Origin of the sequence: Nocardia sp. NPDC002869 (assembly GCF_046764065.1) — a bacterium.
GTDB lineage: Bacteria > Actinomycetota > Actinomycetes > Mycobacteriales > Mycobacteriaceae > Nocardia > Nocardia rhamnosiphila.
Genome location: NZ_JBKOOL010000013.1, coordinates 35,860 through 60,736 on the forward strand (window position 1 = coordinate 35,860; position 24,877 = coordinate 60,736).

The window sequence follows — 24,877 nt, forward strand, 5'->3', positions numbered from 1 at the left end:
GCGTTATGCACATTCGGACCGGCCCGATCCGGGCCGCGGCCCTGACCGGCCTGCTCACCGTGGTCGTCGCCGCGAGCGGCTGCGGTACCGGCACCACCGGGGAGACAGCGATCGCCGATCCGCTGGCGGTGACCTATGACGGTGGTATCCATCTCCTGGACGGCAACACACTGGTGCGCGGCGGCGGTGTCGAACTCGCGGGATTCAACCGGGTCAATCCGGCCGGCGACGACCGGCACATCATCGTGTCGACCTCCGCGGGCTTCCGGGTGTTCGACGCCGTAGGCGGACAGTTCACCGATATCGAGTTCCCCGGCCCGAAACCGGGACACGTGGTGCGGCACGCCGGTCGCACGGTCCTGTTCGCCGACGGTACCGGCACCGTGACCTCGTTCGACCCGGCCGAACTCGCCGAGGGCGCCCCGAAGACCAGCGAATACCGCGCCGCCGAGGCCCATCACGGGGTGGCCGTGGAACTGGAGAGCGGCGAACTGGCCGTCACACTCGGTACCGAGGAGGAGCGGGTCGGGCTGGCGATCCTGGATGCCGATCGCAAGGAGATCACCCGCAGCGAGCAGTGCCCGGGAGTGCACGGCGAGGCCACCGCGGCCGGCGATACGCTGGTCGTCGGCTGCCAGAACGGGGTCCTGGTATACCGCGACGGCAAACTCACCAAGGTCACCGGCCCGGACTCCTACGGGCGGATCGGCAACCAGGCCGGTAGCGAGGAGTCGCCGATCGTGCTCGGTGACTACAAGAAGGACGAGCACGCGGAACTGGAACGTCCCGAACAGATCTCGCTGATCGATACCCGAACCGGCACCATCCGCCTGGTCGATATCGGCACCAGCTACACCTTCCGGTCGCTGGCACGCGGACCCGAGGGCGAGGCGCTCGTCCTCGGCACCGACGGCGGGCTGCGGGTGATCGACCCGGAGACGGGCAAGGTCGTCCGGACGATCGATGTCCTCGACCCGTGGCAGGAACCCATCGACTGGCAGCAGCCGCGTCCGGCGCTGTTCGTCCGGGACGGTATCGCCTATGTCAGCGATACGGCGACCAAGCAGATCCACCGCATCGATCTGGCGTCCGGCACGGTGACCGCGTCGGTGACCCTGGCGGAGACCCCCAACGAGATCAGCGGCGTCGTCGCCTCCTGATCGGGGCGCGGAGGTCCGCCCGGCACGGCATGAGGGGCCGGGCGGGCCTCCCTGTCGCGGGCTCCCGGGATCGGGACCGCCTGCGACCAGGGGGTGTGGTCACGGATGCCACGGATCGAGCCCTTCCGCGGGAACCAGGTGATCCAGGTTGGCGACCCGCATGGCCGAACGCAGCAGCCGAGCGCGGTTGACCTCCGTCGGATCGTCGTAGTAGGCCTGTGCCGCCCCGAGATGTTCCGCCGACAGCCGGCTACCGATCGACCATCGGGTATCGCGCCCCACGGTATTCCATTCGCCGGGTGAGATCGCGGCGCGCAGCGCGCTACCGGAATCCCAGGTCCGCTCGATCCGGCGGATGAAATCCCGGTCCAGAACGGCCGTTGCGGCGGGTGCGTTGCTGTGCCGGGCGAAACCCTCCGCCGCGACCACCGCCTGCGCCGCGAACGCCCGCGCGCCCGGTTCTCCCGCACGGTTGTATGCCGCGTACGCGGCGGCCACGGCCTTCTGCAGGGGCAGGAATCCGTACGGTCCCTGCGATCTGGTCGTCTCCTGCACCGAGAACGCCGCCAGCGCACCGGTGACCAGATGATCGGGCACGCCGATCGCCCGCAGTACCGGGACCAGCTGGGAGTCGGGGATCCGGTTGTCGCGCATCATCTTCAGCGTCCGCGCCACCCCCATCTCACTGCCGGTGCCACCGAACCGCTCCGCTTCCCGCAGCGCCACCAGGCGCCAGTTGTGCCGGGCCAGATGACTCCACCGGAAGGATTCCTCCATGCTCGGGCCGGAGGCGATAGCCGCCCGCTGCGCCTTTGCGCGGCCGCGGGCCAGGGGGTCGAACGGACGCACGGTGCCGGCCGCCGCCCACGCCACGAGGGGCGAATCGTCGAGGGTGTTCAGGCCCCCGAGCGCCCTGATGATCCCGGGCTGCGATCCACCGGATCGCCCGCCCGCACCACCGGCCGACCCCGGCGTGGCGCGACCTCCGAGCGCCACACCGATCCGCTCGGTCACCCGGACCGAGCCCCGGGAGAGTCCGCGACGGAGCCGGGACAGTTGCGAGATCGCCACGACCTCGACGAGTGCCGCGAGCATGAGCACCGGGATCACCTGCCCCGGGGCCCGGCGGAAAAGGTTGCCCAGGAAGAGCAGGTAGACACCGAGGAACACCGTGAACGCACACATCCGGACCGCCGCGAAACCACAGGTGACGAGGTTGCGGACGAGGAAGGTCTGGGTGGGCCCGTAGATGTAGCCGCCGGCGGCGAATCCGAAGATCGCCAGGAACCCGTGGTAGATCGCGTCCAGCACGCACCGCAGTACGAGCCCGGCCAGCAAGACGGCGAACACCAGCAGCACGGTGGCACAGACGAGCAGCAGCAGACCCGCGCCGAGCTGACCCATCGTCGGCCGCGCGATCCGTTCCGCGGCGGCGGGATCGCCGCATCCCGCGATACCGGATTGCAGGGCGTCGATATCTCCGGCGGTGACGCCGGCGCTCCACACCGCGTCGCACCGGTCGTCGAGCACATGCCCGAAATTCCAGACCTGTACCGGATGCCGGGCGAAATCGTCGGACATACTCGCCGACAACGTCTCGACGAGCCGGTCGGGCTCGGTGCGCGCACCGTTCAGGCCCGCCACGATCGACATCCCCACATCACGACCGCGGGCCGGCAATCCGTCCGCGGACAACAGGTCCGCCCCCGGACCGAAAACCAGCAGCCCGCCCAGCCCGGCGACCGCGAGCATCGTCACGGTTTGCCGGGCCGCCCTGCCCGGACTTCCGCGAATTATGAACCACGCCACTATAAATGCGCCCAACGTTGCCGCGGTGAGCGATATCACCGGATCGGCGAGCTGCCGGGAAAGCGCTTCGGCGACACCGTGTATTGCCGCCGAAAAAAGGTCCAGCCAACGGAAACTCAACGAATATCCGATGAACCATATCGCCGTCGTCACGATAACCATGTAGCCGACGAATTCCAGGCCGATCAGCGTCCACAAGACGGTGGCACCCGGGTTCGACAGTCCGCCGCGGTCGACCAGGAACGGGTAGTCGGCCAAGGCGACGCCGTCCGAGTCCACCACCCCTGTCCAGGCAAGACCATCCATACGGGAGAGCGCCGGGCCGGGTTCCGCGGCCGTCGCCACGGCGCCGATGCCGCCCGGAAGAATCAGTATTACGTAAAGCAATGCAGCGCAATACTTCCCACGCCGCCACCATGCATTCGCCGCAGATATCCGCCCGCGAAACGACGGAGATTTCGGACCCACTCGGGTCAACGCTCGAACAGAACTGACACGATATAAGAGCTCTTTTCCACATTCGACCCCCGTTTCGGCGTACCGAAGGATTATCCATTTCGATTCCGGCTCGGCAATCAATGAATTCTCGGTGGTGGAAATTGTTGCCGGATGGGCCGGTGCGTACGTACACCGCGATGAGCGCCCGCGGGCCCGGTGCCGGGAAGCCCGCACCGGGGCGAGCGCCGGGACCTAGGCTGGATGGGACAACCGAGTCGAGCGACCGGAGTACAGATGTCCCGAGTGATCAGCAAAGGCGGCAACGTCGCCGTCGCGGGCGGCCCGTTGCGGATCACCGCGGCGCCGGCCGGTATCGACCTGACCGTGCTCTGTCTGCGCGCGGATGGCAAGGTCGGCAGCGACGACGATTTCGTCTTCTACAACCAGCCCGCGTCCCCGGACGGCGCCGTCCGGCTGGCCGGTACCGCGATCGAGATCGACCTGCCGCGGGTCGCCGCGAGTACGGACCGGCTCGTGGTCGCCGCCTCGGTCGACACCGGAACCTTCGGCGGTATCGCGGTGAACGTGGCGATCACCGAGCGCGACGGCGAGACCTACGATCTGCCCATCACCGGGCTCGACACCGAGACGACGGTCGTCCTCGCCGAGGTGTACCGGCGGACCGGTGCCTGGAAGCTCCGCAATGTGGGTCAGGGATACGCCAGCGGCCTGGCCGGTCTGGCCACCGATTTCGGGATCACCGTGGACGACGACGCACCGGCCCCGGCTCCCGCGCAGGTCGCCGCACCCCCACCGGTGACACCTCGCACCGCCCCGGCATCCGGATACCCATCGCCACCCGTTCCGCCTCCGCCGTCCGCACCCTCGGCACAGCCCACGGTCCCGCCCGCGGCGCAATTCGCCCCGCCCGCGCCGGGTCCCGCCCCGTATCCCCCGCCCACCACCTCGCCGGCGTCGGGGGTGTACTTCTCCAAGGGGGCCGTCACTCTCACCAAGGGCGCACCGCCGGTGCTCCTGGAGAAGGCGCCGCTGGTCCGGCTGCGGGTGGCCTGGGCCAGCGGGACCGACTACGAGGCCTACGCGCTGGTCGTCCTGGCCGACGGGAACATCGTGCACGTCGCGACGTTCCCGGCCGCCGGCATTCCGGCGAATCCCCGGTACGGCGATCTGGTGCGCCATCTCGGGGACCGTGGCCGCGGTGACATCCAGCGCGGCGGCGGCCACACGGAGGAGATCATCGAGGTCCGGCTCGCTCCCGAGATCGTGGCGGTGATCCCGGTGGCGTATTCGGCGATCAACAACGGCACCGGATCGTTCCACAAGTACCGGGTGACCCTGGCGATCGAGAACGGCGCCGACAGTGTGTCGATTCCCGCCGATCAGGCCAAGAAATCCAGCTGGATCTTCACCTGTGTGCCGGGCATCGTCTACAACCGTCCGGAGGGTGTGCTGATCGAACGGCTCGAACTCTACAGCCGGCGGTTCTCCGAGCACCGGCCCGCCGCCGTCCTGCAACCGGACGGACGGGTGGAGGTGCGGATGGACAAGGGCCCGGTGAACCAGTTCAAGGCGGACAGTACCTGAGCTCCCACCTCAACGGCACCGACGACTACCGGTTGCCGACCCAGGATCAACTGGTCCAGGAGTTCGGTGTCTCCTATCCCTCGATCCGGGAGGCCATCCGCATCCTGGAAACCGAGGGCCTGGTCACCGTGCGGCGGGGAAACGTCGGCGGCGCGGAAGTCCACCGCCCCGACGAGACCTCGGCCGCCTACCATCTCGGGCCGGCCCTGCAGGGCGGCCGGGTGACGCTGCGAGATCTGGCCACCGGCCTGCAGATGCTCGAACCCGTGTGCGCCGCGGAATGCGCGCGCCGCGAGGATCGGCTCGAGGTGGTGGTTCCGGCGCTCACCGCGAATATCGAGAAATCCGCGGAAGTGATCGACGACGGTGTGGCCTTCACCCAGACCGCCCGCGAATTCCCCGATCTCGTGGTGTCCTTCACCCCGAACGCGACGGTGCGATACGTGGTGAGCAGTCTGGTCACCCTGTGGTCGGCGCAGGAGGAGGCCTGGGCCGAGGCCCTGACGGGCCGGGGCGAGTATCCGTGGCCGGAGCAGGCCCGGGCCGCGGTACGCACCCACCAGAAAATCGTCGACGATATCGCCGCCGGGCAGGCGTCGGCGGCCGAGCACATGGCCTGCGCGCATCTGGCCGCCACCCAGTCACTGCTGCTGCAGCGGTTCGACGACGGCCTCGTCAACGCGTCGTCGACGCTGGCCCAGCAGGCGATCCGGCCCGGTTCGGGCCGGCGCTGACTACAGCCGGGCCGCGCTGGGGATCTCGCGTACCGACGAGGTGTCGAACGCGCGAATCATGGCGTCCTGCGTGAACGACGCGATCAGCGATCCGGCCCAGCCCCGGAAGCGGCCGCAACGCGGTGGAGATTCCGAGATGACCGGTGATATAGGACGACAGCTGTGAGAGCAGAACAGCACCGCGCCGGCCTGTTCCGCGGGCCGGCCGCGGCGACCCATTACGAATCGACCACACTGCGCGGCCATTTCGCCTCGGCACGACCCGATCACGCGCCCACGGTGACCGCGGCACGGCGCTGAGCGCGGCGCCCGCAGGTGTAGCGTCGCGGAGGTCCACCGCGTTCGTCTATTGCGATCTCGTGAGGGTGCCATGCCGCGGGAACTGACCGACCTGCCGTTCGCGAACCTGCTGGAACCGGCCGGTGCGATAGAGAGGGAGGGTGAGTACGACTGCCTCCGCTTCGACGACACCGTCCTGACCGCGCCGGACGCCGCGCACACCGTGTTCGACCAGTGCACCTTCCGGTCGGTGCAGGTGGACGGCGGTTCGCTGCGCGGCGCGCGGTTCACCGAGGCCTGGTTGCACGGGGTGCGGATCACCGGCACCGATCTGGGGGACGCGGCCTGGATGGACGCGGAGATCGTGGAGGGCGCCTGGTCCGGCGTCGAGGCGAGCGGCACCGAACTGCGCCGGGTGGAGTTCCACAACTGCAAACTCGATTCGGTCAATTTCCGGGGCGCGGCCTTGACGAAGGTCCGGTTCGTCGACTGTGTGCTCCGGCATGTCGATTTCGGCGGGGCGACACTGAACGAGGTCGGCTTCGCGGGGTCGGAGATCTCGGCACTGATGGTCCGTGCCGCGCGTTTGACGAAAGTGGACTTCCGTGGGGCGGAGGCACTGCGGGTCGCGGAGGGGGTCACCGCCCTGCGCGGTGCGATCGTCACCCCGGACCAAGTGCTCGACCTCGCCCCGGCATTCGCCGCGTCCGTCGGACTGCTGGTCCAACCGGAGTAGACCGACGCCCGTCAGCGCGGCGCGTGGGTGACGGCACGGGCCACGGTCGCGGCGATTTCCGCGTCGGTGAGACCGCTGTCCTGGATGAGCGCGTGCGAGAGCACGGTCCGGACCACGACTTCGGCCGCCAGGCGCGGCGGCCGGCGAGCACTCGATGTGGTCCGAGCCGATTACCGCGCCGGCAGCGCAACGGTGACGGCATGCCAGGATGAAGGTTCATTTCTCGTCGGCTTCGATTCATTGCGACCGCCGGTTCGGTAACAGACGATGGCGTGCCGAACTCACTGCGTCATGGTGCCCAGCACCGCCGCCGTCGCGTCGGCGACCGCGGCATCGGCGCCCGCGGCCATCGGATACCCCGTGGTCGAGCGGCTGAAGACGACCAGCACCAGTGAGCTGCCGGTGGGACTCCACACCACACCGGCGTCGTTGGCCGTACCGTAGGCGCCGCTGCCGGTCTTGTCCGCCGCCACCCAGCCGACCGGAAGACCCGCGCGCAGGCGCTGGCGTGAGGTGACGCTCGACCGCATCCAGCTGGTGAGCATGCGCCGATACTCGATACTCAGGCCGTCACCGAGGATCAGCTTGCGGTAGCCGGCGGCGAGCGCGGCCGCGGTGCCGGTGTCGCGGGGATCGCCGGCGCGCGCCTCGTTGAGCTCCGGCTCCCACCGATTCAACCGGGTCTGCGAATCGTTGATCGACCGCGCGAATTCGGTGACGGCGCCGGGCCCGCCGAGCCGGCGCAGCAGCAGATTCGCCGCCGTATTGTCGCTGCGTACCAGCGCGGCCCGGCTCAGCTCGTAATAGCTCATGAGCTCGCCGACGTGATCGCTGACGACCGGCGAGCTCATCACGATGTCCTGCCGGGTTATCGGCACCTTGTCGTTGAGGTCCAGCTCCTTGCGCTCGGCGAGCCGCAGAATCGCGGCCACCGCGTACACCTTGAAGGTGGAGCACAGCGCGAATCGATCGTCGGCGTTCCACTCGAAGGTCCGCCCACCCCGGGTATCGACCGCGGCGATCCCGAAGAGCACACTGTATTTCGCCTGCAGCGTCATCAGCGTATTGCTCAACTCCACGGTCTTCTGCTCGACCGTGGGGGGAGCGGCCGGTGTGCCGGTATCGGCACCCCCGCAGGCGGCGGACAGTGCGACCGCGGTCAGGACGAAGGCCAGTGATCGCCGACTCGCCGGGACGCGGTGTGCGGATCGGTTCGGTTTCACCCCCGCAGCAGACACCGGCCGATCGGCGGCCGCCAATATCCGACACTCCCGCATACCAGTCGAATTTGATATGTATGCAGGTAGATACCGGTTTCATCGCTTGAAATGGCCCAGGAATCCGCAGTTCGGAAGCCGTTCTCCGGGTCGCTGGTTCAATATCGCTATGGACCTGATCCGACACCTCGGCTATTTCGTCGCGATCGCCGACGAAGGCCATTTCGGGCGGGCCGCCACCGTACTGGATATGACGCAGCCGCCGCTCTCCCAGGGCTTGCGGCGGCTGGAGAGCCGGTTGGGCGTCGAGCTGGTGCACCGCACCCGGCAGGGCGCGGTGCTCACGGCGGCCGGCCGGCAATTGCTGCCCCGGGCCCGGTTGCTGGTCGACGACGCGGAAAGGCTGCTCGCCGAAGCACAGCGGATAGCCCGCACCCGCGGCACGGTGCACTGGGGCGCCACCTGCGCTCTACCCGACCGGATCGTCACCGCCTGCGTCACCGCGCTGCGGACCGGAAACACCTCCGGCGAAGCGGTTTCCACCGATACGGGTACGACGGTGGACCTGGTGGCGGCCGTCCGGTCCGGGCTGTGCGATCTGGCGGTGATCGAACATCCCGCACTGGTGGACGGGGTGGAGGCCCGGTCGGTGGTGAAACTGCCGCGCTGGATCGTCGTACCGGCCGATCATCGCAGCGCGGCCACCGAACGACCCACCTTCCCCATGCTGGCCGATCTGACACACGCCGCGTATCCACGTGCCGCGAATCCCCCGGCCTCCGACACGGTCCGCGACCTGCTGCGTGAACGCGGACTCGACGCGCAGACGGTCACCGTCCACGACGACCGCGCGGTGCTCGCCGCCGTCGCCGCGGGCGCGAGTTTCGGACTGACCACCACACCGCCCTCCGATATCCCGGGTGTCTCCTGGCTGCGGATAGCCCCGCAGGCGGTGGCGTTACGCTGCCGGGTGATCCACCGGGCCGGTGCGGAGGACCAGGCGAACGCGGTCGACCGGGTGCTCTACCGGGAGCGCCTGCGATGACCACGGCCGCGCGGATCCGGGCTGTGTTCGCCGACGCCGGCTGCACCGGACGGCTGCACGCCCGCCGCTGCGACGGCAGCGCCGCGGAGATCTCCATCGGCGGGACCGATCGGGTGGTCACCGCGTCCGTGTACAAGCTCCCGCTGCTGCTCGCGTACTGCCGCGCCGTGGACACCGGTCGCCTGGACCCGCTGGCGCGGCTCACGCTCACTCCATCGGAATGCACACCCGGCCCCACCGGGATCTCCGCCCTGCACGATCCGGTCACCATGAGCCGGCGCGATCTGGCGACCTCCATGATGACCGTCTCCGACAACGCGGCCGCGGATCTGCTGCTCGGCGAGATAGGGCTGGCCGCGATACACGAGCTGCTGGAATCGCTGGGATTGGCGTCGACCCGGCTGGTCGGCGGTACGGCCGATATCCAGCGCAGCCTGGTGCGCGATACCGACACCCACGGTACGGCCGAGGCGTTCAGCGCGCTGGCCGACAACGACGAGGCCTGGACGGTCTCCGCTTACGATCCCGCGTATACGAGCGCGACCACGCCGGAGGAGATGACCCGGCTGCTGGCCGCGCTCTGGCGCGGGGAGGTGTTGTCGGACGAGCAAACCGATTTCGCCCGTGCGGTCATGCGCCGCCAGGTCTGGCCGCACCGGATAGCGGCCGGATTCCCGCATCGCGGGGTAGCGGTGGCCGGGAAAACAGGCACGATCGGCATCATCCGCAACGAGGTCGCCGTGGTGGAGTTCCCCGGAGAACACCCGGTCGCGGTGGCCGTTTTCACCCGGGCCGCCCGCGCCGACCCCGCCCTCCCGGCCGTGGACGCCGCGATCGCCGAGGCTGCGCGGATCGCGGTGACCGAGTTACGCCGGGCGCTACCCACCGAGTGAACGCGCGGCGGATCACCCGCGGGTCATTCGCCGGTGATCAGCAGATCCGCCCGATAGTCCGCGGCGGGCACCGACCCGCTCGCCGGCGGTGACGGCCGGAGCGCGACCAGTGCGATCCGGTACCGGCCCACGGTCACCCCGGTGGCGAATCGCTGATTCGTATGGAGTTCGTGCCGGGAACGCTGTGCGCCGAAGATCACTTCGGTGACCACCATCGCGTCGCCTTCCCAGACACACGCGGTCCCGGCCGGGCACCGGCCGTCGGCGGACACCTCATCGAACGACACCGTCAGCCGGTCGTCGTCCAGCCGGGCCGTTTCGCCAGGTGCCAGCGTGAACTCGGTACCGAGTTGCGGCGAGACAGGAGGCGGCTCGGCCGAGGCACCGCACCCCGCCGCGGCCGCCAGTACCCCGGTCACGACCGCCCATCGGCCGATTCTCTTGGCGCGCATGGCAGCCGATCATCCCACAACACCGGACCGGGGTCCGGCACAGGCCGCCTCGAGCTCGGCGGTGGAGGTTGTTGCGCGTGGTGGGCAAGCCGCCGAGATGATCGGTGCAGCCGGTCCGCGGTACGAGGGCGCGGACTCCCGCGGGGCGGCCCGGACAGTGACACATCCGGACCGCGACCGCGCGGACCTCTCGGCTACTTCAGCATCGACCCGCAGTCCACGGGCAGTGTCACGCCGGTGAGATGGCGGGCTTCGTCGGAGGACAGGTACAGCACCGCGTTGCTGATATCGATCAGGTCCACGGTCGCGGGTCGCCCTCCCCGGCGCCGCGGTAGCCGGCGCCGTCGTGGATGTGCAGGATCGCATCGGCGGCATCGATCGAGGCTCGGTCGAGCGGGAAGTAGCCGTGCGCCGGGGTGTGGTCGTCGCGGGTGCGGGCGGTGGGGATCTCGGTGGGTGCGATCAGGCCCCGATCCGGGATGCGGGTCTGCAGGAACCCCTCGTAGGTGTCGGGTTCGGGTTCGAGCAGGTCGAAGGTCTCGTCGCGACCCAGGCTGCCGAGGATCAGAGCGTAGCCCGTGCCCACCAGAGAGTGCACGACGGCGCCGGCGCTGTGCCAGTCGAGTTCCATGGGCCCCATGGTCATATGGCTCGGATTCCGTTGCAGATGCGCGTTCTGGGCGAATATCAGCGTCGGACCCCGGTCGGCCTCGACGCGGCGGATATCGAGGAGGTTCTGTGCCATCAGCGCGTCCCGGGCGGCACACATCCGGGTCCAGCGGGCAGCCTGTTCGACGCGGCGGGCCGCCAGCCCGTGGTACCGCAACAGACCGAGTCCGGCGGTGAGATACGTTTCGGCCCGGAACCATTCGGCACGTGAGGTCTTCTCCATCAGCTCCGGCGCCCGCAGATAGAGCTCGGTGAGCATATCGTCGGCGTGCACCCGGAGGGCGCCGGCCGCCGCGGTCGCACCGATCGATTCCTCCGGATCCATCACCGCCTCCGTGCGATGCCACCGTTCGTCCGCACCGAGCAGGCCGGCCAGCTCGAGGTCGAGGCCCAGGTAGTCGCGGGCGTATTCGAGGTAGCGGCGCGGACTGAACGCGCTCATCGTCTCCGCGGAGATATCGAAGCCGTGGAATGACAGGCGCTCGGCGGCGAGCCGCCCCTCGTTGTATTCCCGCATCCAGGCGACCAGCTGCCGGTTCGCGGCGAGACCGCCGAACCCGTGCGAGAAACCTTCGTCCAGGGCCGTATCGAGGGTGCCCACACCCTGCTGGACATAGTCGTTCACGGTGAGGGCGGCCACCCGATCGGTCTCCAGGGCGATCGAGCGATAGCCGCGGCCGGCCAGTTCGGCGAAGAGCTCGTTGCGGGTCCAGGCGAAGGCGGGTTCGAGATGGGTCGGTTCGCCGAATGCCAGCAGCTCAGGGGAGGTGGTGAGCAGGGTATCGATGTCGAAGTTCATTTCTTCGATCGTATCTTTGAAGGCTCGGTTGAAACTTTCTTCACATCTACGAGTTGATCGGTCGGTAAAGTTTCAAACCGATGATCACCCTGCGACCGGCCGACCTCGCGCGCGAGCACGGACTCTCGACCCAGGCGGTCCGCAACTACGAACGAGACGGATACCTCCCGGCCGCCGAACGCACGGCGAGCGGCTACCGGGTTTACACCGAGGTCCACGCGGCGGCCCTGCGCGCCTTTCTCGCCCTGGTCGCGGCATACGGGTACGCGCTCGCCGGCCGGATCATGACCGAACTGCACACCGGCGACCTGGACAACGCCCTGACACTCATCGACCGCGGGCACCAGCAACTGCTGCGGGACCGCGAAACCCTGGAAACGGTCCGCCGGGCCATCGCGCACCTGCCTACCGGGTACGACCCCGACCCCGGACGTGCACGTGCACGTGCGACCACCGACCGCACTGTGGGCGAGCTGGCCCACCACCTCCGCCTCACCCCGGCCACCCTGCGCGCGTGGGAAGCCGCGGGAATTCTCATCCCCGGGCGCGACCCGGGCACCGGCTACCGGATCTACCGCGCACCCGATATCCGCGACGCCGAACTGGCCCACCTGCTCCGGCGCGGAGGCTACGGGCTGGAACGTATCGCCACGGTGGTCGCACAGGTCCGGACAGCCGGCGGCACCGACGCCCTGACGACCGCGCTGGCCGCCTGGCAGCGCCGGCTCACCGAGCAGGGGCTCGCCATGCTGCGGGCAGCGGGCCGGCTCGACGACTATGCCCCACACGCGGCTCGGCTCCGCCCGGCGCGCCCTCGATTCTCGCCGCAATCGTGAGGCGACACCACGGCCACGGCGGAGCATCGAGGCCCGCCGATACCGCCGCGACACTCCCAGAAGCCGGCGATGACCGGCGGTAGCGGAGCGCACGCCTGCATCCGGCGGGCCGGACGTGGATACTGCGAACAGGACAGCCGTTCCCCGAGACGAGAGGAGCAGCGACAGTGCGATACATCGCGAACACCGTGGGCGTCCTCGCCACCGGCGCGGCGCTCACGCTGACCATCCCGCTCACCGCACACGCCGTCCCCGGCGAGTTCGTCTACGTGTCACAGCAGGGTGGCCCGGCCGTATTGAGTGACCCGGTGCCCGATCGATGCCACAACACACCGGGCGCCGCCGGGATGGTCGCCAACAACACCCGGTTGCGGGTAGTCGTGTTCCCCGGGCCGAATTGCGAGGGCGTCCCCTCGGCCCCGGAGCAGCAGTCGGCGTTCGAGAGCGTGGTGTTCAGCGAATAGGCCATGCCCGGAACCCGATGAGTATCGAGCCGCGGACAACGCGCGAGGCCGGCCCGCTGCCGGACGGCACACTGCGGCGCCCCGTTCCCGATCCGGATTCCGTGGTCGGACCTGGAGTTGCGACCGGGTCAGAAGCCGCGCAAGCGGTCGGGCACCACGCGGAGGGGCACCGAGTACTCGGCGCGGAACCGATCTCCGGTCATGGACAGTTCGGCCAGCCCCGACTCGTACTTGTCCAGGTAGGCCGCGATCTCGTCCGCGTCGATGGAGGGCTCGAGCCGGGCCGCACCGCCGAAGACCACCACTTCTCCCCCGCTCTCGGTGCTGTTGAAGTGCAGCGCCACCCGGGGGTTACGGGCGATATTGCGAAGCTTGGGACGGTCGGGCTGACTGAATATCAGAAAGGCGCTCCCGTCCCAGCGGAACCACACCGGGTTGGGCTGCGGGGTCCCGGTGGGGCCCACGGTGGTCAGCCAGATGATCTGCTCGCGGTCCAGCCGCTCGGCCACCCGGGCACCGAAATCCGTTGTGGGGTCGAACAATTCGTGTGCGCGCGGTGTCGTCATGAGCGGCCTCCGGGGGGGTGGGCGGACGGGATGCGCCCGGCAGAACATCCGGGCCCACGCGAGGATTCCCGCCCGAGAACGCGGTTGCCCTGCGTTCCGGTAAGTATCCGGTAACTATTTTTATAGGTCACTTTTCCATTGAATCCGGGCTCGCCCGGCCGGGTCCGTGCAAAACTTCAGCGATTCATCCTCCCCGCTGAAAGAAGCCTGAATGAAAACCCTGTCCATCCTGGGCACCGCCGCCCTCGCCGCCGCCTCGTTCGGCCTGATGGCAGCCGCGCCGGCCGGCGCCGCACCGGCCGGATGCCACGCCTCCTACGACCCCTGCGTACCCATCACCAGTGATGTCGACTGCGCCGGCGGCAGCGGTAACGGGCCCGCCTACACCGGGCGAGTGCGGGTGATCGGACCCGACGAGTACGACCTGGATCGCGACGGCAACGGAATCGGCTGCGAGAGCAGCTGAACGGACGCGCAGTGGCGCCGGCGCCCTCGGATGCCGGCGCTACTGCGTGCCGGATCCGATCTGGCCCCGGCCGAGTCCACCGGCCCGTTGCCGGTGGTCGCCGAAGTGCCCGATGTCGACGGGATCCCCGTCTCCGGACTGCTGGCCGAGGTGGCCGACCCGCGGGCGGTCCTGGTCGCCTTGCACGGCGGCGCCGTGGACTCTCGGTAGTTCGACTGCCCCGGACATCCGGAGTACTCGCTGCTGCGCACCGGGCAGCGGCTCGGCTACACCGTGCTCGCGCTGGACCGCCGCGGATTCGGCAGTTCGGCCCCGCACGCCCGGCTCCTGGGGCCACCACAGCGCCGGGTGGACCTCGTCTACGGCGCCGTCGACGCACTCCTGGACGGCCTGCCGCGCGGCGCGGGCGTCTTCCTGCTCGCGCATTCGGCGGGTTGCGAACTCGCGGTCCGGATGGCGGCCGCCGACCGGATCGCCGGCCGGCGGCCGCGTGGGGTGGGGCGGCTGATCTGGGAACCGTCCCCGCTGTATCCCGACGACGTCCTGGGCGGCAGTACCGTGTCCGCGCAGGGCTCGCACCTGGAGTCGCGGGCGCTGCACGACTGGGCCGCGCGGGAATTCCTCGGCCTCGCCCCCGATATCGGTGTTCCGGTGCGATACAGCCTGGGTGAATACGAGCGGGTGTGGCGCAACGAGCCCACGGAGATGGTCGCGGTGGGCGGTTTGTTCACCCGGTCGCCGCGGGTTGTACTGAACCGGATGCCCAACACCGGTCACAACGTCGGCCTCGGCCGGACCGCACCGGCCTACCACCTCACCGTGCCGGCCTTCGCCGAGGAGTGCATCATCGCCCGCGGGACCGGAGAATTCTCCGGCCCCGCCCTGCAATTCGACGGCGGCGCGGCGGCGCGGCCGGAAAGGTAGCCGAATGGACGTCACCGATATCGCACTACTGCTGCTCCGCCTGGTCGTGGGCGGCACCATGATCGCCCACGGGATCAACCACTGGATCGGCGGCGGCAAGATCGCCGGCACCGCCGGCTGGTTCAGCGGCCTCGGGTTACGCCACGGCGTACTGCAGGCCTGGTTCAGTGTGATCACCGAGATAGGCGCGGGGGCGCTGCTGGTCGTCGGGCTGCTCACCCCGCTGGCCGCCGCGGCGGTGATCTCGGTGATGCTGGTCGCCGCCCTGCTCGCGCACCGGAAGAACGGCTTCTTCGTGTTCAAGGACGGCTACGAGTACGTCCTGGTCCTCGCGGTCGTCTCGCTGGCGCTCGGGATTCTCGGACCCGGATGGCTGTCGGTGGACCACGCCGCCGGGATCGAGCTCACCGGCTGGGGCGGCGGCGCCGTGGCGCTGGGGATCGGTGTGGTCGCCACCGCCGGTCTGCTGGCGGTCTTCTGGCGACCGGCCACCCCGGAACCGGAGTCGGCGGCCGCCGACTCCTGAGCTGTGCGAGAGAGGAACATCATGCGCGTCGGATTCATCGCGGCATCCCGCTCGTTCGAACAGCGGTCGCTACTGCGCCGTTCCGTCGCGGAGGGGTTTCCGGGCACCGCGTCTTCGGTGGTGGTCGACGGGACGGGCGACCATGTCACCGGCCCGTCGTGGCGCACACTGCTGCGACCACCTGCTCGTGATCCTTTGCGCGCCGCCCGATGCGGTGAGATCTCGATGACCCGTGGAGAGGGCACCGATGAGTTTCGCCCCTTCGATTTGCTCCGGCAGGCTGTCCGGTCGTTCCTCACCGGCCAATCCGCTGCCGCTCCCCCGTTTCCCCCTCGGACACATCAGCTGCTCGGTGAGCTCGGTCAGGGGCTACGGATCGGACTGGGCCGAGCCGGGGCGAGGCGCCGACTTCCTCCTCGAGCGCGGCCGGCTCGGTGCCGCCAGCGCGGATTTCTCCGCCTTCGGCAACGCCGCCGGAGCGCGGTTGACGCACGGGGCCGGCCCGGAGTTCTGCTACTCGATTTCCGGCCAGGCGGGCGAACGACCGAGCAGGCGGAGGATCCGGTCCAGCGGCGCGCCCGGGTCGCCACCCGGCAACGCATGGGCGAAGGGGGACCCTGGCTGCTCGCGTTCCGGGCCGTCGGGGACGGATTCGGCGATACGCAGCACCGGCTCGGCCGTGGCCGCGTCCAGTTCATAACCCACACCGAGGGCTCGCGCGAGATCCCAGCCGTGGACGACATAGTCGACCAGGTGGAATCCGAGGGCCTGATGGCCCGGGACCATCACGTCCGGCCCGAATTCCGGCAGCGCGAAGAGGAGTTCCGCCGTGCCCGGCTCGGCGAACGCCCGTAGGACCTCGGCCGCCGATTCGGCGTACTCGGCCGGGGTGTGCGGTCCCGGCGGCCGCACCTGCCAGTGGGCGAGGTCGGCGCCGTCACCACGCGCACTGGCGGCGAAGCCGCGATGCTGTGCGGCCATATGCGCCAGCAGGTCGCCCACTGTCCAGCCCGCGCACGGGGTCGGCAGGCCGAGTCGGTCAGAAGTGACGAGTTCTGCGGTGGTCACCGTGGTGAGCACGGCGCGGCGGTCGAGTTCGACGAGGTCTGTGGTCATACGGCAAATAGTATGTACACGATTATCATACGTCAACGCTTACCATTTTCTAGTGGGTAGGTTCTACTCATGGGAACCACGGACCGTCCGGATCTGGCCGCGATGCTCGCGCCGCTGACCCGCGCCCTCATCGCCCTGGAACGCCCGATCCTCGAAGCCCACGGGCTGACCATGTGGGCGTACACGGTCCTGATCGCGCTGAGCCGGGGCTCCGCCCGCGGGCAAGGCGTACTCGCCCACGAGATCGGCGCCGACAAGACCCGGATCATCGCGGTCCTCGACGACCTCCAGGAGCGCGGTCTCATCGAACGCACCCCCGATCCCGCCGACCGCCGAGCCCGGCTGCTGGCGCTGACGCCGGAGGGCCACCGGATCGCGGCCGCGGTACAAACGGAGATCCAGGCACGCGAGAACGAACAGGTACTGGAACAGCTACCGGCCGCCGACCGCCGCGGTTTCCTGAACGCCCTACGCATTTTGACCGAACTCCCCCGGGATTCGGCACCGGACGGCAACGGCTGACGGCGATCGCCCGCTCTCACCGGGATGGCGGCGTCGAAGCGAACATCGGCCCCGCGTCGAGCGTTTTGCCGCCACCCCGCGGCCGCCGGTTCCGGAATAGTGGAAGCTAACCCTTCCCCGCCCGCAGATATCCTTTTGGACGGGGCCTGTCCACGGGGGCGATGCCGCCGCGACATCTTCCGCTGCGCCTTGGCGAGTTCGGCGGCACACCGTTCCCGGAATTCTTGATACGGCGGCCGACGCGCGCAGATACCAGTATCTGACGACCTTCATCCTCCGCGGGATCACCGCACTGCACCTGGAATTCGACCGGACGGAAGGGTAGGCCAGATGAAGGTCATCGTCGACGAGGACTCCTGCAAGGGGCACGGTATCTGCACCACACTGTGCCCGGAAGTGTTCGCGCTCAACGACTACGGCTACGCCGAGGCGGTCGCCGAGGACATCCCGGAGGATCTGCACGAGGCGGTGCCGACCGCCGAGGACGCGTGTCCCGAATGGGCGATCAAGATCGTCGACGAAACGGAGGATTGACCACCGAGCGGGACTTCAGACAGTGAGCAGGACCTTGGTGGCGCGACGCTCGTCCATCGCGCGGTAGCCCTCCGCGGCCCGCTCCAGCGGCAGGGTGAGATCGAAGACCTCTCCCGGGTCGATATCGCCGCGGACGATGAGGTCGATCAGCTCGGGCAGAAAACGGCGCACCGGGGCCGGCCCGCCGTGCAGATGGACGGTGGAGAAGAAAAGCCGCATACCGTCGAGTTCGACGCCGTGGGCCACCCCGACGTAGCCGACATGGCCGCCGGGACGGGCGGCGCGAATGGCCTGCGTCATCGATTCCTGGGTGCCGACCGCCTCGACCACCGATTGCGCGCCGAGCCCGTCGGTGAGTTCCTTGATCCGGGCCACCCCGGCCTTACCACGTTCTTCGACGATCTCGTCGGCGCCGAACTCGAGGGCCAGCGCCTGCCGGTCGGCGTGGCGGCTCATGGCGATCACCCGGTCGGCGCCGAGTTGTTTCGCGGCCAGGACGGCGTGCAGACCCACCGCACCGTCGCCGACGACCACCACCGTCTTCCCGGGGCCCGCCTCGGCGGCGACGGCGGCGAACCAGCCGGTTCCCAGCACATCGGAGGCCGCGAGCAGACTCGGATACAGCACCGGATCCGGAGATCCCGGGACAGCGACCAGGGTTCCGTCGGCGAGCGGGATACGGGCCCGCTCGGCCTGGGTGCCGATCGAGCCCATCGGGACATTGTGCACACAGCGGCTCTGGTATCCGGCCCGGCAGATCTCGCAGGTGTTGTCGGAGGCGAAGAACGATCCGACCACGAAATCGCCGACCGCGATATCGGCCACCTCCGGGCCGACCTCCTCCACGACGCCGATGTACTCGTGCCCCATCGGGGCGGGGCCCTCGACCGGTTCCACACCGCGATAGGGCCACAGGTCCGACCCACAGATACAGGTGGCGGCGATGCGGATGACCGCGTCGGTGGGCTCGACTATCTCGGGATCGGGCCGATCCTCGACCCGGATGTCGCCGGGGGCGTACATGATGACTCCACGCATGTTCACCGTCTCCTGTTGTTTTTCACTCAGGTTTCGACTTTCCGGAGCACGTCGCGGATATTCCCGCACGCGGGATGATGCGGCCGAGCCAAGTATTCGCGTCAGGCGAGTACTTCGAGAACTTTCTCGGCGAGCGGACCGGAGGAAGCCGGATTCTGGCCGGTGAACAGATTCCGGTCGACAATGGTATACGGCTTCCATATTTCGCCGCGTGTGAAATCGACCCCGAGCTTCACCAGTTCGTCCTCGGCCGTCCACAAGGCTTTCTCACGTAATCCGACGGCATCTTCTTCGTCATTGGTGTACGCGGTCAGGCGATACCCGGCGAAGGGCGATACACCGTTGCGTCTGGTCGCCAGGATCGCCACCGGGGCATGGCAGACGATGGCCAGCGGCTTGCCCGAAGCGAGGGCGGCGGTCAGCAACCTGCCGGAGTCCGCGTCCCGCCACAGGTCCTCCATGGGGCCGTGACCACCGGGGTAGTAGACGGCGTCGTAGTCGGCCAGGCGGGCGTGAGCCAACTCGATCGGCCGGCGTAACTCTTCGGCCGAGCGCAGGGTCTCCTCCAGATCCTGGGCGATCTGTTCGCTACCGGCCATCGACGGCCGCAGACTCATCACATCGACATGGGGCACCACCCCGCCGGGGGTCGCCACCACGATTCGGTGGCCGGCACCGGTCAGCGCGCGATAAGGGGCGGCGAACTCTTCGGCCCAATACCCGGTGGGATGCCGGGTGCCGTCGTTCAGCGTCCAATAACTCGCCCCGGTCACCACGAAAAGAATATCGGCCATAACAGCTTACTCCCCGATCGGTTGTAGAGCTGTGAGCGGGTGAAGTCGATTTCACGCAACCCGAATTCGCATCCACTATAAAGCGGCCGCGCGGGGGCGGGCAACAGTCGGCGTTCGAGCGCGTGCGACGGCGGCGGCGTGCCAATTCCCGGTGCCGCGCCGACCCGGGCCGTCCTCACTCACCTGCCCCCGCGGCGCCCGCTTCTCCGCGAAAGCCGCCGGCCCCTCCTGCGCGTCCGCGCTGCGATAGGCCCGCGCCGCGGCGTGCCGGGCGGCCCATTTCCGTGGCCAGCATGACGGTTTCGCGGGCCGCGCGCACCGACAGCGGGGCACCGGCGAGCACGGTCGAGGCAAGGTCGAGCGCCACCGGTAACAGCTCGTCCGGTTCGGCCGGCCGGTTCACCAGACCGATCTCGTACGCGCGGTGCGCGCTGATCGGGTTACCGGTGAGCAGGATCTCCATCCTGACGCGCTGCGGGATCATATGGATCAGCGGTGCGGCCCACGGCGAGCTGCGGCCCACTTTCACGTCGCTCACCGCGTAGGCGGCGGGCGGATCGTTCGAAGGGCCCCGGTTGCGCGGCGAGGTGGTGGCCGGCGGCGGCGACTGGGCGCTGTACCGGCCCGACGGCACCATGCTGCTCGATGTCCGGCTGGCCCTGCGCGTCGACGAGGAACTCGTGTCCATGACCTCCCGGTGTTCGACAGCCGCCCCAGGCCGATCCGCGACGCGCTCCGGCGACAGCACCAGGGTTGGCTGCACACGCTCGCGCGGGATTTCGAGCTCGCCGCGGCCGCGCCGGGACTCGGCGCCGGTGACACGGATCTGGTGGTCTTCCAGATCGACGCCGTACTCAACGCGGCCAATATCGCCCTGCGCTTCGGTGAGCCGAGCAGTGTCGAGAAGGTGCACCGGGTGGTCGACGGCCTCCTCGGCCCCGGTCACGCCCCGACGGGCCGCGCCGGCACAGGCCGCTCCCCGCGATAGCGGTCGGCGAATTCGCGCCGGTGGTCGGCGGGGGTTCCGAACAGCGCGCGGTCGAGCGTGGCCTGTTCGAGGTAGCGGTGAATTCCGCTCTCCCAGGTGTACCCGATACCGCCGTGCAACTGCACGGCCTTTCCGGCGATCCGGACCCCGGCTTCACCGGCACAGGTCTTTGCCGCCGAAACTGCCCGGCGGGCGGGCGCGGTACCGCCCATCGGGACGGCCAGGGCGTCCGATACCAGATGCGCACACCGGGCGAACCGGACGCGACGACGGCCACCCACACGGCCCCGTCGGGAGCTCGAGCGGGAATGAGCAGGGTGGTCGCCGCCGCGTCGGACACGAAATCCGCGTCTCCGGAGATTTCGAATCCCTCGATGGTTTGAACGATGCGGAAGCGGGTACTATGCCTCCGGTGCCGGCACAAGCCGTTTCGCCGCCGGCCGCCGGCACCATATTTCCTCCCAGTACCGCGGTGCCGGCGACGGTTTCGCGCAGCACCGCGTCCCGGTGGGCATTCGGCTCGAGCAGAGCCAGGGCGCCGATACCCGCCGCGGTCATACTCGGATACGCGGTGCGCGCGACCGCCCGGCCCACTTCCTCCAGCAGGATGCCGACCTCCGCGACGCCGGCCCCGGCTCCCCCGTACTCCTCCGCCACCTCCAGACCCGGTCAACCGGCCCGCAGGAGCACCGGCCGGTCGATCAGGCCCGCCGTCGCCCTTGCCGAGCAGTTCCCGGGCCACGGGTACGCAGTTCGTCGTGGAATTCGGTGAATTCACTCATCACGCTCCCGCCGGTTCCCTGGACAGGCCCAGCGGCGACCGCAATGAGCGGGAACTGGCAGGCCTGCTCGCCGACGGCCGGATCGCGCCGCATATCGGCGCCACTTTCCCGCTCGCGGATACCGCCCGGGCCTTCGAACGGGTCCCCGCGGGCCGGGCCGTCGGCAAGGTGGTCATCGATGTGACGGCCTGATCGGCCGCCGGCGCCGAGGCGAATGTGCCGGGCACAGTTGATGACCGAGGCTGCGATCCACTCACTTCCGGTTCTCGATTCCATCCCGGCGCGGGGCCGTGGGCGCTGGGCCGTCCGGTCTCCGGTGGCGGCCGGTCGCAGTCCACAGCGCGGCCGCGTGTGCCAGGGTGGCAGCGACGAAGCAGCCGAGGACATAGGGCACATTGCCGACCGGAGTTCCGCCCGCCGTATAGCCGACGCCATGTTCGAACGCGTGACGACCGAGGTGGTTCACACGGCGGAAAGGCTGCTCGCGGCAACGCGGTAGCCGCAGTCACCCACGGTTCGGGACCTACCGACGCCGATCGAGTCGATCGGCTTTGTCGCGGAGGTAGCGCTGTTCGGCTTGGTTGCCGGTCAGGTCGGCGGCGCGGCGGAAGAGTTCGGCCGCGGTGGCGTCGTCGCCGGTCTGCTGTAGGAGGTGCGCGCGTACGGCGTGTTCGCGTTGCCGGGTGAGCGGGTTGCGGTCAAGGTGGTGGTGTCGATCGAGGTCGTCGAGCAGGGCGAGACCGCGGGCGGCCCCGTAGGCGTGGGCGACGGCCACGACGCGGGCGAGTCGGACGGGCGGGGTGGGAGTGAGGCGTTCGAGCCACAGGTAGAGCATCGCGATCTGTGGCCAGTCGGTCCGGCCCGGTTCGGCGGCGGCGTGGACCGCGGCGATGGCGGCCTGGAGTTGGTACGGGCCGGCCGGGCCGCGGTTCCAGACACGATCGATGAGTGCGGTTCCCTCATCGATCAGTTCGCGGTCCCACCGCGTGGAGTCCTGTTCTGCGAGGGGTATCAGTTCGCCGGCGTCGGTGCGTGCTGCGCGGCGGGATTCGGTGAGCAGCATGAGTGCGAGCAGGCCGGTCACTTCCGCGTCGCCGGGGTCGGTGGCGTGCAGCATTCTGGTCAGGCGGATGGCCTCCCGGGTGAGGTCGACCCGGGTGAGATCGGCTCCGGCGGTGGCGGTGTAGCCCTCGTTGAAGATGAGGTACAGCACGCGCCGGACTGCGGTCATCCGGCTGTCGCGGTCGCTGTCGGTGGGTGGGGTGAAGCGGGCGCCGGCCTTGGCGAGCTGTTGTTTGGCGCGACTGATCCGCGTGCCCATGGTGGACTCGGCTGTGCCGTAGGCGTGCGCGATCTCGGCGGTAGTCAGGCCGCCGACCGCGCGGAGGGTCAGTGCCACCTGTGAGATGTGGCCGAGCGCGGGATGGCAGCACAGCAGGAGCAGGGTGAGGCTGTCGTCGAGGCCTGTGGTCTGCGCGCGCCGCGCGGGTTCGGCCATGGCCAGTTCGGCGGTGCCGGCTTCCAGTTCACGGCGGCGGCGAGCCCGGTCGGAACGCAGTAGATCGACCATGCGCCGGTATGCGATTCGAACGAGCCAGCTCCGCGGACGGTCCGGGACACCGTCGAGCGGCCACGCGCGCGCGGCGATCAGCAACGCTTCCTGCACGGCGTCCTCGGCGATATCGAATCGTCCGAAGCGGCGGACCAGCGCACCGAGGACCTGCGGCGCTTCGGCGCGCAGCAGGCCCTCGATCTCGGGGGTCATGTGGTGAAGTCTTCGCCCATGACCGGGCGGATTTCGATCGGCTCGCCGAGTGCTTCGACGATGCGGGCGGTGATCTCCACGGCTCGTTCGTGGCCGGCGACATCGATCACGGCGAAGCTGGCCAGGACCTCCTTGAGTTCGGCGAACGGGCCGTCGGTGGCCACCACGCCGTCCGCGGTTTTGCGGACGGTGGTGCTGACGGCCGGGTGGCCCAGGCCCTCGCTGGTGACCAGTTCACCGGCGGCGATCAGTTCCTGTTCCAGTTGCCGGTAGGTGGCGAACGCCGCCAGCGCCTCCGCCGAGGGAGTGTCGGCGGTCGCGGCGTCCCACGCGGTGGCCGGGGTGTAACCGAGCAGCAGGTATTTCACGGTCAGTCCTTCCGAAGCGGTCGGGTTGTCATCACGGTAGCCGGGGGCAGCACCACGGCCCGCTCAGGCGGCGCGGCGCTGGGACAGCGCCAGCACGGTGGTCCAGGTGAAGGCGATCAGACCGTTGATCGCGATCTGGATGCTCATATAGCCGGGCGATATCGGCACCAGCAGAACGAGTCCGGCAGCGGCGCTCACCACGGCGGGCAGCACCATCCGGCGGCGCGCGCACCGTACGCTCAGCACCAGGGCCGCGATCGCGAGCGCGGTGAACGCCACCGCGGCGGCGGCCGAGTGCGCAATGCTGTGCCAGGACATCTGCGCGACCGGCCCATCCGGTGTGCCGGCCGGGAAGCCGTTCTCCGGATCCATGGTGAACATCCCGGCAGCGATGAGTCCGATGCCGAAAACCCCTACCAGGATCGGTAGCGCCCGCCGCCCGAGTCCTTCCGTGAGAGTGCGGCGGAGGCCCGCGGCCAGGGTCAACGCGCCCATCCCGGCCGCGATGAAGGTGATGATCTGGATCCAGCCGAGATCTCCGGTGGCGAGCTGGCTGATCGGGTGCCGGGTGATGTCGAAGCCCGCACGGGTGAGCATCTGCGTGATGGCCGAAGCGAAGAACGCCGGACCGGCAACGGCACCTGCGAGCAGTAGATACCTGGTTGCCGGAGCAGGTGCGTGTTCGGAGGTGGAGGCGGTCGGGGCCTGGGACGCGAGAGTCATCGGGGTTCCTTCCTCGGTAACGGGTTGGTCGCTGCTACCTCGGAGCCACCCGCCGGATCTCGACACCCCGGTGCAGTGACTCACATCACATATCCTGAGTGTCGAAGCCGGCGGAACCGCTCCGAGGTAGCAGCGACCAACCCACACAGGAGGACGAGAATGATCGACACCCAGCAGCAGCCCACTCCCGAACTGCGGGCCCTGGACCGGCTGACCGGCACCTGGAAGGTCAGCGGCGGCGCGGAGGGAACCGTGCGCTACGAATGGATGCCCGGCCGGTTCTTCCTGCTTCAGCACATCGACCTCACCCAGCACGGCGAACCCGTCACCGGTATGGAGGTGATCGGCAATCTGCGCCCGTTCGGCGAACCCACCGGCCCCGATGTGGCATCGCGGTACTACGACTCGGTCGGCAACACCTTCGACTACGTCTACGAATTGATCGGCGACACACTCACCATCTGGGCCGGCGCGAAGGGCAGCCCCGCCTACTACCAGGGCACCTTCGACGCCGACGGCACCACCGTCACCGGTGCCTGGGTCTACCCGGGCGGCGGTGGATACACCTCGACCATGACCCGCATCTGACCCGGCGGCCCAACGCCGCCCGGCCCTGACCCGGGCCGGGC

31 protein-coding genes and 3 pseudogenes are annotated in these 24,877 nt (G+C 69.2%); 19 read left to right on the forward strand and 15 right to left on the reverse strand.

The window, feature by feature from the left end:
* The first annotated feature begins 5 nt into the window (after positions 1-5).
* Positions 6-1,160, forward strand: a complete 1,155-nt coding sequence (gene aztD / locus ACLML9_RS04000) for a zinc metallochaperone AztD (protein ID WP_411944184.1) — start codon at positions 6-8, stop codon at positions 1,158-1,160.
* A gap of 99 nt (positions 1,161-1,259) precedes the next feature.
* On the opposite strand, the gene ACLML9_RS04005 is transcribed toward aztD, so the two are convergent.
* Positions 1,260-3,356: a hypothetical protein gene (locus ACLML9_RS04005; RefSeq protein ID WP_411944185.1), complete on the reverse strand. Its 2,097-nt coding sequence runs from the start codon at positions 3,354-3,356 to the stop codon at positions 1,260-1,262.
* A 345-nt stretch (positions 3,357-3,701) separates the two neighbouring features.
* Here ACLML9_RS04005 and ACLML9_RS04010 point away from each other — a divergent pair, with 345 nt between their 5' ends.
* From ACLML9_RS04010 to ACLML9_RS04025, 4 genes are all read left to right on the forward strand, one after another.
* Complete coding sequence (locus ACLML9_RS04010; RefSeq protein ID WP_411944186.1) at positions 3,702-5,012, forward strand: TerD family protein; 1,311 nt, start codon at positions 3,702-3,704, stop codon at positions 5,010-5,012.
* A gap of 32 nt (positions 5,013-5,044) precedes the next feature.
* Positions 5,045-5,746: a FadR/GntR family transcriptional regulator gene (locus ACLML9_RS04015; RefSeq protein ID WP_411944187.1), complete on the forward strand. Its 702-nt coding sequence runs from the start codon at positions 5,045-5,047 to the stop codon at positions 5,744-5,746.
* A 162-nt stretch (positions 5,747-5,908) separates the two neighbouring features.
* Positions 5,909-6,046: a hypothetical protein gene (locus ACLML9_RS04020; RefSeq protein WP_411944188.1), complete on the forward strand. Its 138-nt coding sequence runs from the start codon at positions 5,909-5,911 to the stop codon at positions 6,044-6,046.
* A 70-nt stretch (positions 6,047-6,116) separates the two neighbouring features.
* Complete coding sequence (locus ACLML9_RS04025) at positions 6,117-6,761, forward strand: pentapeptide repeat-containing protein (protein WP_411944189.1); 645 nt, start codon at positions 6,117-6,119, stop codon at positions 6,759-6,761.
* 281 nt (positions 6,762-7,042) lie between these two features.
* Here ACLML9_RS04025 and bla read toward each other — a convergent pair whose 3' ends face one another.
* Positions 7,043-7,984, reverse strand: coding sequence for a class A beta-lactamase (gene bla / locus ACLML9_RS04030; protein ID WP_411944190.1), 942 nt, complete (start codon positions 7,982-7,984; stop codon positions 7,043-7,045).
* Between the two features lie 163 nt (positions 7,985-8,147).
* Between bla and ACLML9_RS04035 the strand changes: the two genes are divergently transcribed.
* Positions 8,148-9,023 (forward strand): LysR family transcriptional regulator, encoded by an 876-nt coding sequence (locus tag ACLML9_RS04035; RefSeq protein ID WP_411944191.1) that lies wholly within the window; start codon positions 8,148-8,150, stop codon positions 9,021-9,023.
* Positions 9,020-9,916 (forward strand): serine hydrolase, encoded by an 897-nt coding sequence (locus tag ACLML9_RS04040; protein ID WP_411944192.1) that lies wholly within the window; start codon positions 9,020-9,022, stop codon positions 9,914-9,916. Before ACLML9_RS04035 ends, ACLML9_RS04040 begins: the two co-directional genes overlap by 4 nt.
* Before the next feature lie 23 nt (positions 9,917-9,939).
* On the opposite strand, the gene ACLML9_RS04045 is transcribed toward ACLML9_RS04040, so the two are convergent.
* The 3 genes and pseudogenes from ACLML9_RS04045 to ACLML9_RS04055 form a co-directional block, all read right to left on the reverse strand.
* Complete coding sequence (locus ACLML9_RS04045; protein WP_411944193.1) at positions 9,940-10,368, reverse strand: hypothetical protein; 429 nt, start codon at positions 10,366-10,368, stop codon at positions 9,940-9,942.
* Positions 10,369-10,562: 194 nt separating this feature from the next.
* Positions 10,563-10,670 (reverse strand): annotated as a pseudogene (locus ACLML9_RS04050) (SDR family mycofactocin-dependent oxidoreductase); the annotation flags it as partial.
* The gene (locus tag ACLML9_RS04055; protein ID WP_411944194.1) at positions 10,661-11,836 is read right to left on the reverse strand and encodes an erythromycin esterase family protein; all 1,176 of its coding nucleotides are present in this window, start codon (positions 11,834-11,836) and stop codon (positions 10,661-10,663) included. The gene ACLML9_RS04055 and the pseudogene ACLML9_RS04050, both read right to left, overlap by 10 nt.
* Before the next feature lie 80 nt (positions 11,837-11,916).
* Between ACLML9_RS04055 and ACLML9_RS04060 the strand changes: the two genes are divergently transcribed.
* Both ACLML9_RS04060 and ACLML9_RS04065 read left to right on the forward strand, forming a co-directional pair.
* Positions 11,917-12,672: a TioE family transcriptional regulator gene (locus ACLML9_RS04060; protein ID WP_411944195.1), complete on the forward strand. Its 756-nt coding sequence runs from the start codon at positions 11,917-11,919 to the stop codon at positions 12,670-12,672.
* Between the two features lie 167 nt (positions 12,673-12,839).
* A complete protein-coding gene (locus ACLML9_RS04065; protein ID WP_411944196.1) occupies positions 12,840-13,136 on the forward strand; it encodes a hypothetical protein in 297 nt (98 codons plus the stop codon).
* A gap of 128 nt (positions 13,137-13,264) precedes the next feature.
* Here ACLML9_RS04065 and ACLML9_RS04070 read toward each other — a convergent pair whose 3' ends face one another.
* Positions 13,265-13,702, reverse strand: a complete 438-nt coding sequence (locus ACLML9_RS04070; RefSeq protein WP_411944197.1) for a TIGR03667 family PPOX class F420-dependent oxidoreductase — start codon at positions 13,700-13,702, stop codon at positions 13,265-13,267.
* A gap of 211 nt (positions 13,703-13,913) precedes the next feature.
* On the opposite strand from ACLML9_RS04070, the gene ACLML9_RS04075 reads away from it, so the two are divergent.
* The 4 genes from ACLML9_RS04075 to ACLML9_RS04090 are packed head-to-tail and all read left to right on the forward strand — an operon-like array spanning position 13,914 to position 15,618.
* Positions 13,914-14,168 (forward strand): hypothetical protein, encoded by a 255-nt coding sequence (locus ACLML9_RS04075; RefSeq protein WP_030521005.1) that lies wholly within the window; start codon positions 13,914-13,916, stop codon positions 14,166-14,168.
* A gap of 30 nt (positions 14,169-14,198) precedes the next feature.
* Entirely contained in the window at positions 14,199-14,378 is a 180-nt protein-coding gene (locus tag ACLML9_RS04080; RefSeq protein WP_411944198.1) for a hypothetical protein, read from the forward strand.
* 33 nt (positions 14,379-14,411) lie between these two features.
* Positions 14,412-15,092: an alpha/beta fold hydrolase gene (locus ACLML9_RS04085; RefSeq protein WP_411944211.1), complete on the forward strand. Its 681-nt coding sequence runs from the start codon at positions 14,412-14,414 to the stop codon at positions 15,090-15,092.
* A 4-nt stretch (positions 15,093-15,096) separates the two neighbouring features.
* Positions 15,097-15,618 carry a DoxX family protein gene (locus ACLML9_RS04090; protein ID WP_411944199.1) on the forward strand — a complete coding sequence of 174 codons (522 nt, stop codon included), beginning with the start codon at positions 15,097-15,099 and terminating at the stop codon, positions 15,616-15,618.
* A 513-nt stretch (positions 15,619-16,131) separates the two neighbouring features.
* On the opposite strand, the gene ACLML9_RS04095 is transcribed toward ACLML9_RS04090, so the two are convergent.
* Positions 16,132-16,734 (reverse strand): TIGR03086 family metal-binding protein, encoded by a 603-nt coding sequence (locus tag ACLML9_RS04095; protein WP_411944200.1) that lies wholly within the window; start codon positions 16,732-16,734, stop codon positions 16,132-16,134.
* Between the two features lie 69 nt (positions 16,735-16,803).
* Between ACLML9_RS04095 and ACLML9_RS04100 the strand changes: the two genes are divergently transcribed.
* Positions 16,804-17,256 carry a MarR family winged helix-turn-helix transcriptional regulator gene (locus tag ACLML9_RS04100; RefSeq protein ID WP_411944201.1) on the forward strand — a complete coding sequence of 151 codons (453 nt, stop codon included), beginning with the start codon at positions 16,804-16,806 and terminating at the stop codon, positions 17,254-17,256.
* A gap of 330 nt (positions 17,257-17,586) precedes the next feature.
* Positions 17,587-17,790, forward strand: a complete 204-nt coding sequence (locus ACLML9_RS04105) for a ferredoxin (protein ID WP_411944202.1) — start codon at positions 17,587-17,589, stop codon at positions 17,788-17,790.
* 15 nt (positions 17,791-17,805) lie between these two features.
* Here ACLML9_RS04105 and ACLML9_RS04110 read toward each other — a convergent pair whose 3' ends face one another.
* From ACLML9_RS04110 to ACLML9_RS04120, 3 genes are all read right to left on the reverse strand, one after another.
* Positions 17,806-18,828, reverse strand: coding sequence for a zinc-dependent alcohol dehydrogenase family protein (locus ACLML9_RS04110; RefSeq protein ID WP_411944212.1), 1,023 nt, complete (start codon positions 18,826-18,828; stop codon positions 17,806-17,808).
* A 101-nt stretch (positions 18,829-18,929) separates the two neighbouring features.
* Positions 18,930-19,622: a type 1 glutamine amidotransferase domain-containing protein gene (locus ACLML9_RS04115; protein WP_411944203.1), complete on the reverse strand. Its 693-nt coding sequence runs from the start codon at positions 19,620-19,622 to the stop codon at positions 18,930-18,932.
* A 175-nt stretch (positions 19,623-19,797) separates the two neighbouring features.
* On the reverse strand, positions 19,798-20,160 hold the full coding sequence (locus ACLML9_RS04120; protein ID WP_411944213.1) for an enoyl-CoA hydratase-related protein: 363 nt from the start codon (positions 20,158-20,160) through the stop codon (positions 19,798-19,800).
* 52 nt (positions 20,161-20,212) lie between these two features.
* Here ACLML9_RS04120 and ACLML9_RS04125 point away from each other — a divergent pair.
* Together ACLML9_RS04125 and ACLML9_RS04130 are read left to right on the forward strand one after the other, a co-directional pair.
* Positions 20,213-20,266 (forward strand): annotated as a pseudogene (locus tag ACLML9_RS04125) (hypothetical protein); the annotation flags it as partial.
* A 53-nt stretch (positions 20,267-20,319) separates the two neighbouring features.
* Positions 20,320-20,610, forward strand: a complete 291-nt coding sequence (locus ACLML9_RS04130; RefSeq protein WP_411944204.1) for a TetR family transcriptional regulator C-terminal domain-containing protein — start codon at positions 20,320-20,322, stop codon at positions 20,608-20,610.
* Here ACLML9_RS04130 and ACLML9_RS04135 read toward each other — a convergent pair.
* Positions 20,565-20,891, reverse strand: a complete 327-nt coding sequence (locus tag ACLML9_RS04135; protein ID WP_411944205.1) for an acyl-CoA dehydrogenase family protein — start codon at positions 20,889-20,891, stop codon at positions 20,565-20,567. The genes ACLML9_RS04130 and ACLML9_RS04135 overlap by 46 nt on opposite strands.
* A 256-nt stretch (positions 20,892-21,147) precedes the next feature.
* Positions 21,148-21,267 (reverse strand): annotated as a pseudogene (locus ACLML9_RS04140) (acyl-CoA dehydrogenase); the annotation flags it as partial.
* A 101-nt stretch (positions 21,268-21,368) separates the two neighbouring features.
* Here ACLML9_RS04140 and ACLML9_RS04145 point away from each other — a divergent pair.
* Positions 21,369-21,584 carry a zinc-binding dehydrogenase gene (locus tag ACLML9_RS04145; RefSeq protein WP_411944206.1) on the forward strand — a complete coding sequence of 72 codons (216 nt, stop codon included), beginning with the start codon at positions 21,369-21,371 and terminating at the stop codon, positions 21,582-21,584.
* A gap of 331 nt (positions 21,585-21,915) precedes the next feature.
* Here the strand turns inward: ACLML9_RS04145 and ACLML9_RS04150 are convergent, their stop codons facing one another.
* From ACLML9_RS04150 to ACLML9_RS04160, 3 genes are all read right to left on the reverse strand, one after another.
* Positions 21,916-23,157 carry an RNA polymerase sigma factor gene (locus tag ACLML9_RS04150; protein ID WP_411944207.1) on the reverse strand — a complete coding sequence of 414 codons (1,242 nt, stop codon included), beginning with the start codon at positions 23,155-23,157 and terminating at the stop codon, positions 21,916-21,918.
* The gene (locus tag ACLML9_RS04155) at positions 23,154-23,525 is read right to left on the reverse strand and encodes a YciI family protein (RefSeq protein ID WP_030521052.1); all 372 of its coding nucleotides are present in this window, start codon (positions 23,523-23,525) and stop codon (positions 23,154-23,156) included. Before ACLML9_RS04155 ends, ACLML9_RS04150 begins: the two co-directional genes overlap by 4 nt.
* A gap of 63 nt (positions 23,526-23,588) precedes the next feature.
* Entirely contained in the window at positions 23,589-24,248 is a 660-nt protein-coding gene (locus tag ACLML9_RS04160; RefSeq protein WP_411944208.1) for a DUF998 domain-containing protein, read from the reverse strand.
* Positions 24,249-24,407: 159 nt separating this feature from the next.
* Between ACLML9_RS04160 and ACLML9_RS04165 the strand changes: the two genes are divergently transcribed.
* Positions 24,408-24,836, forward strand: coding sequence for a hypothetical protein (locus ACLML9_RS04165; RefSeq protein ID WP_411944209.1), 429 nt, complete (start codon positions 24,408-24,410; stop codon positions 24,834-24,836).
* Positions 24,837-24,877: the final 41 nt, after the last annotated feature.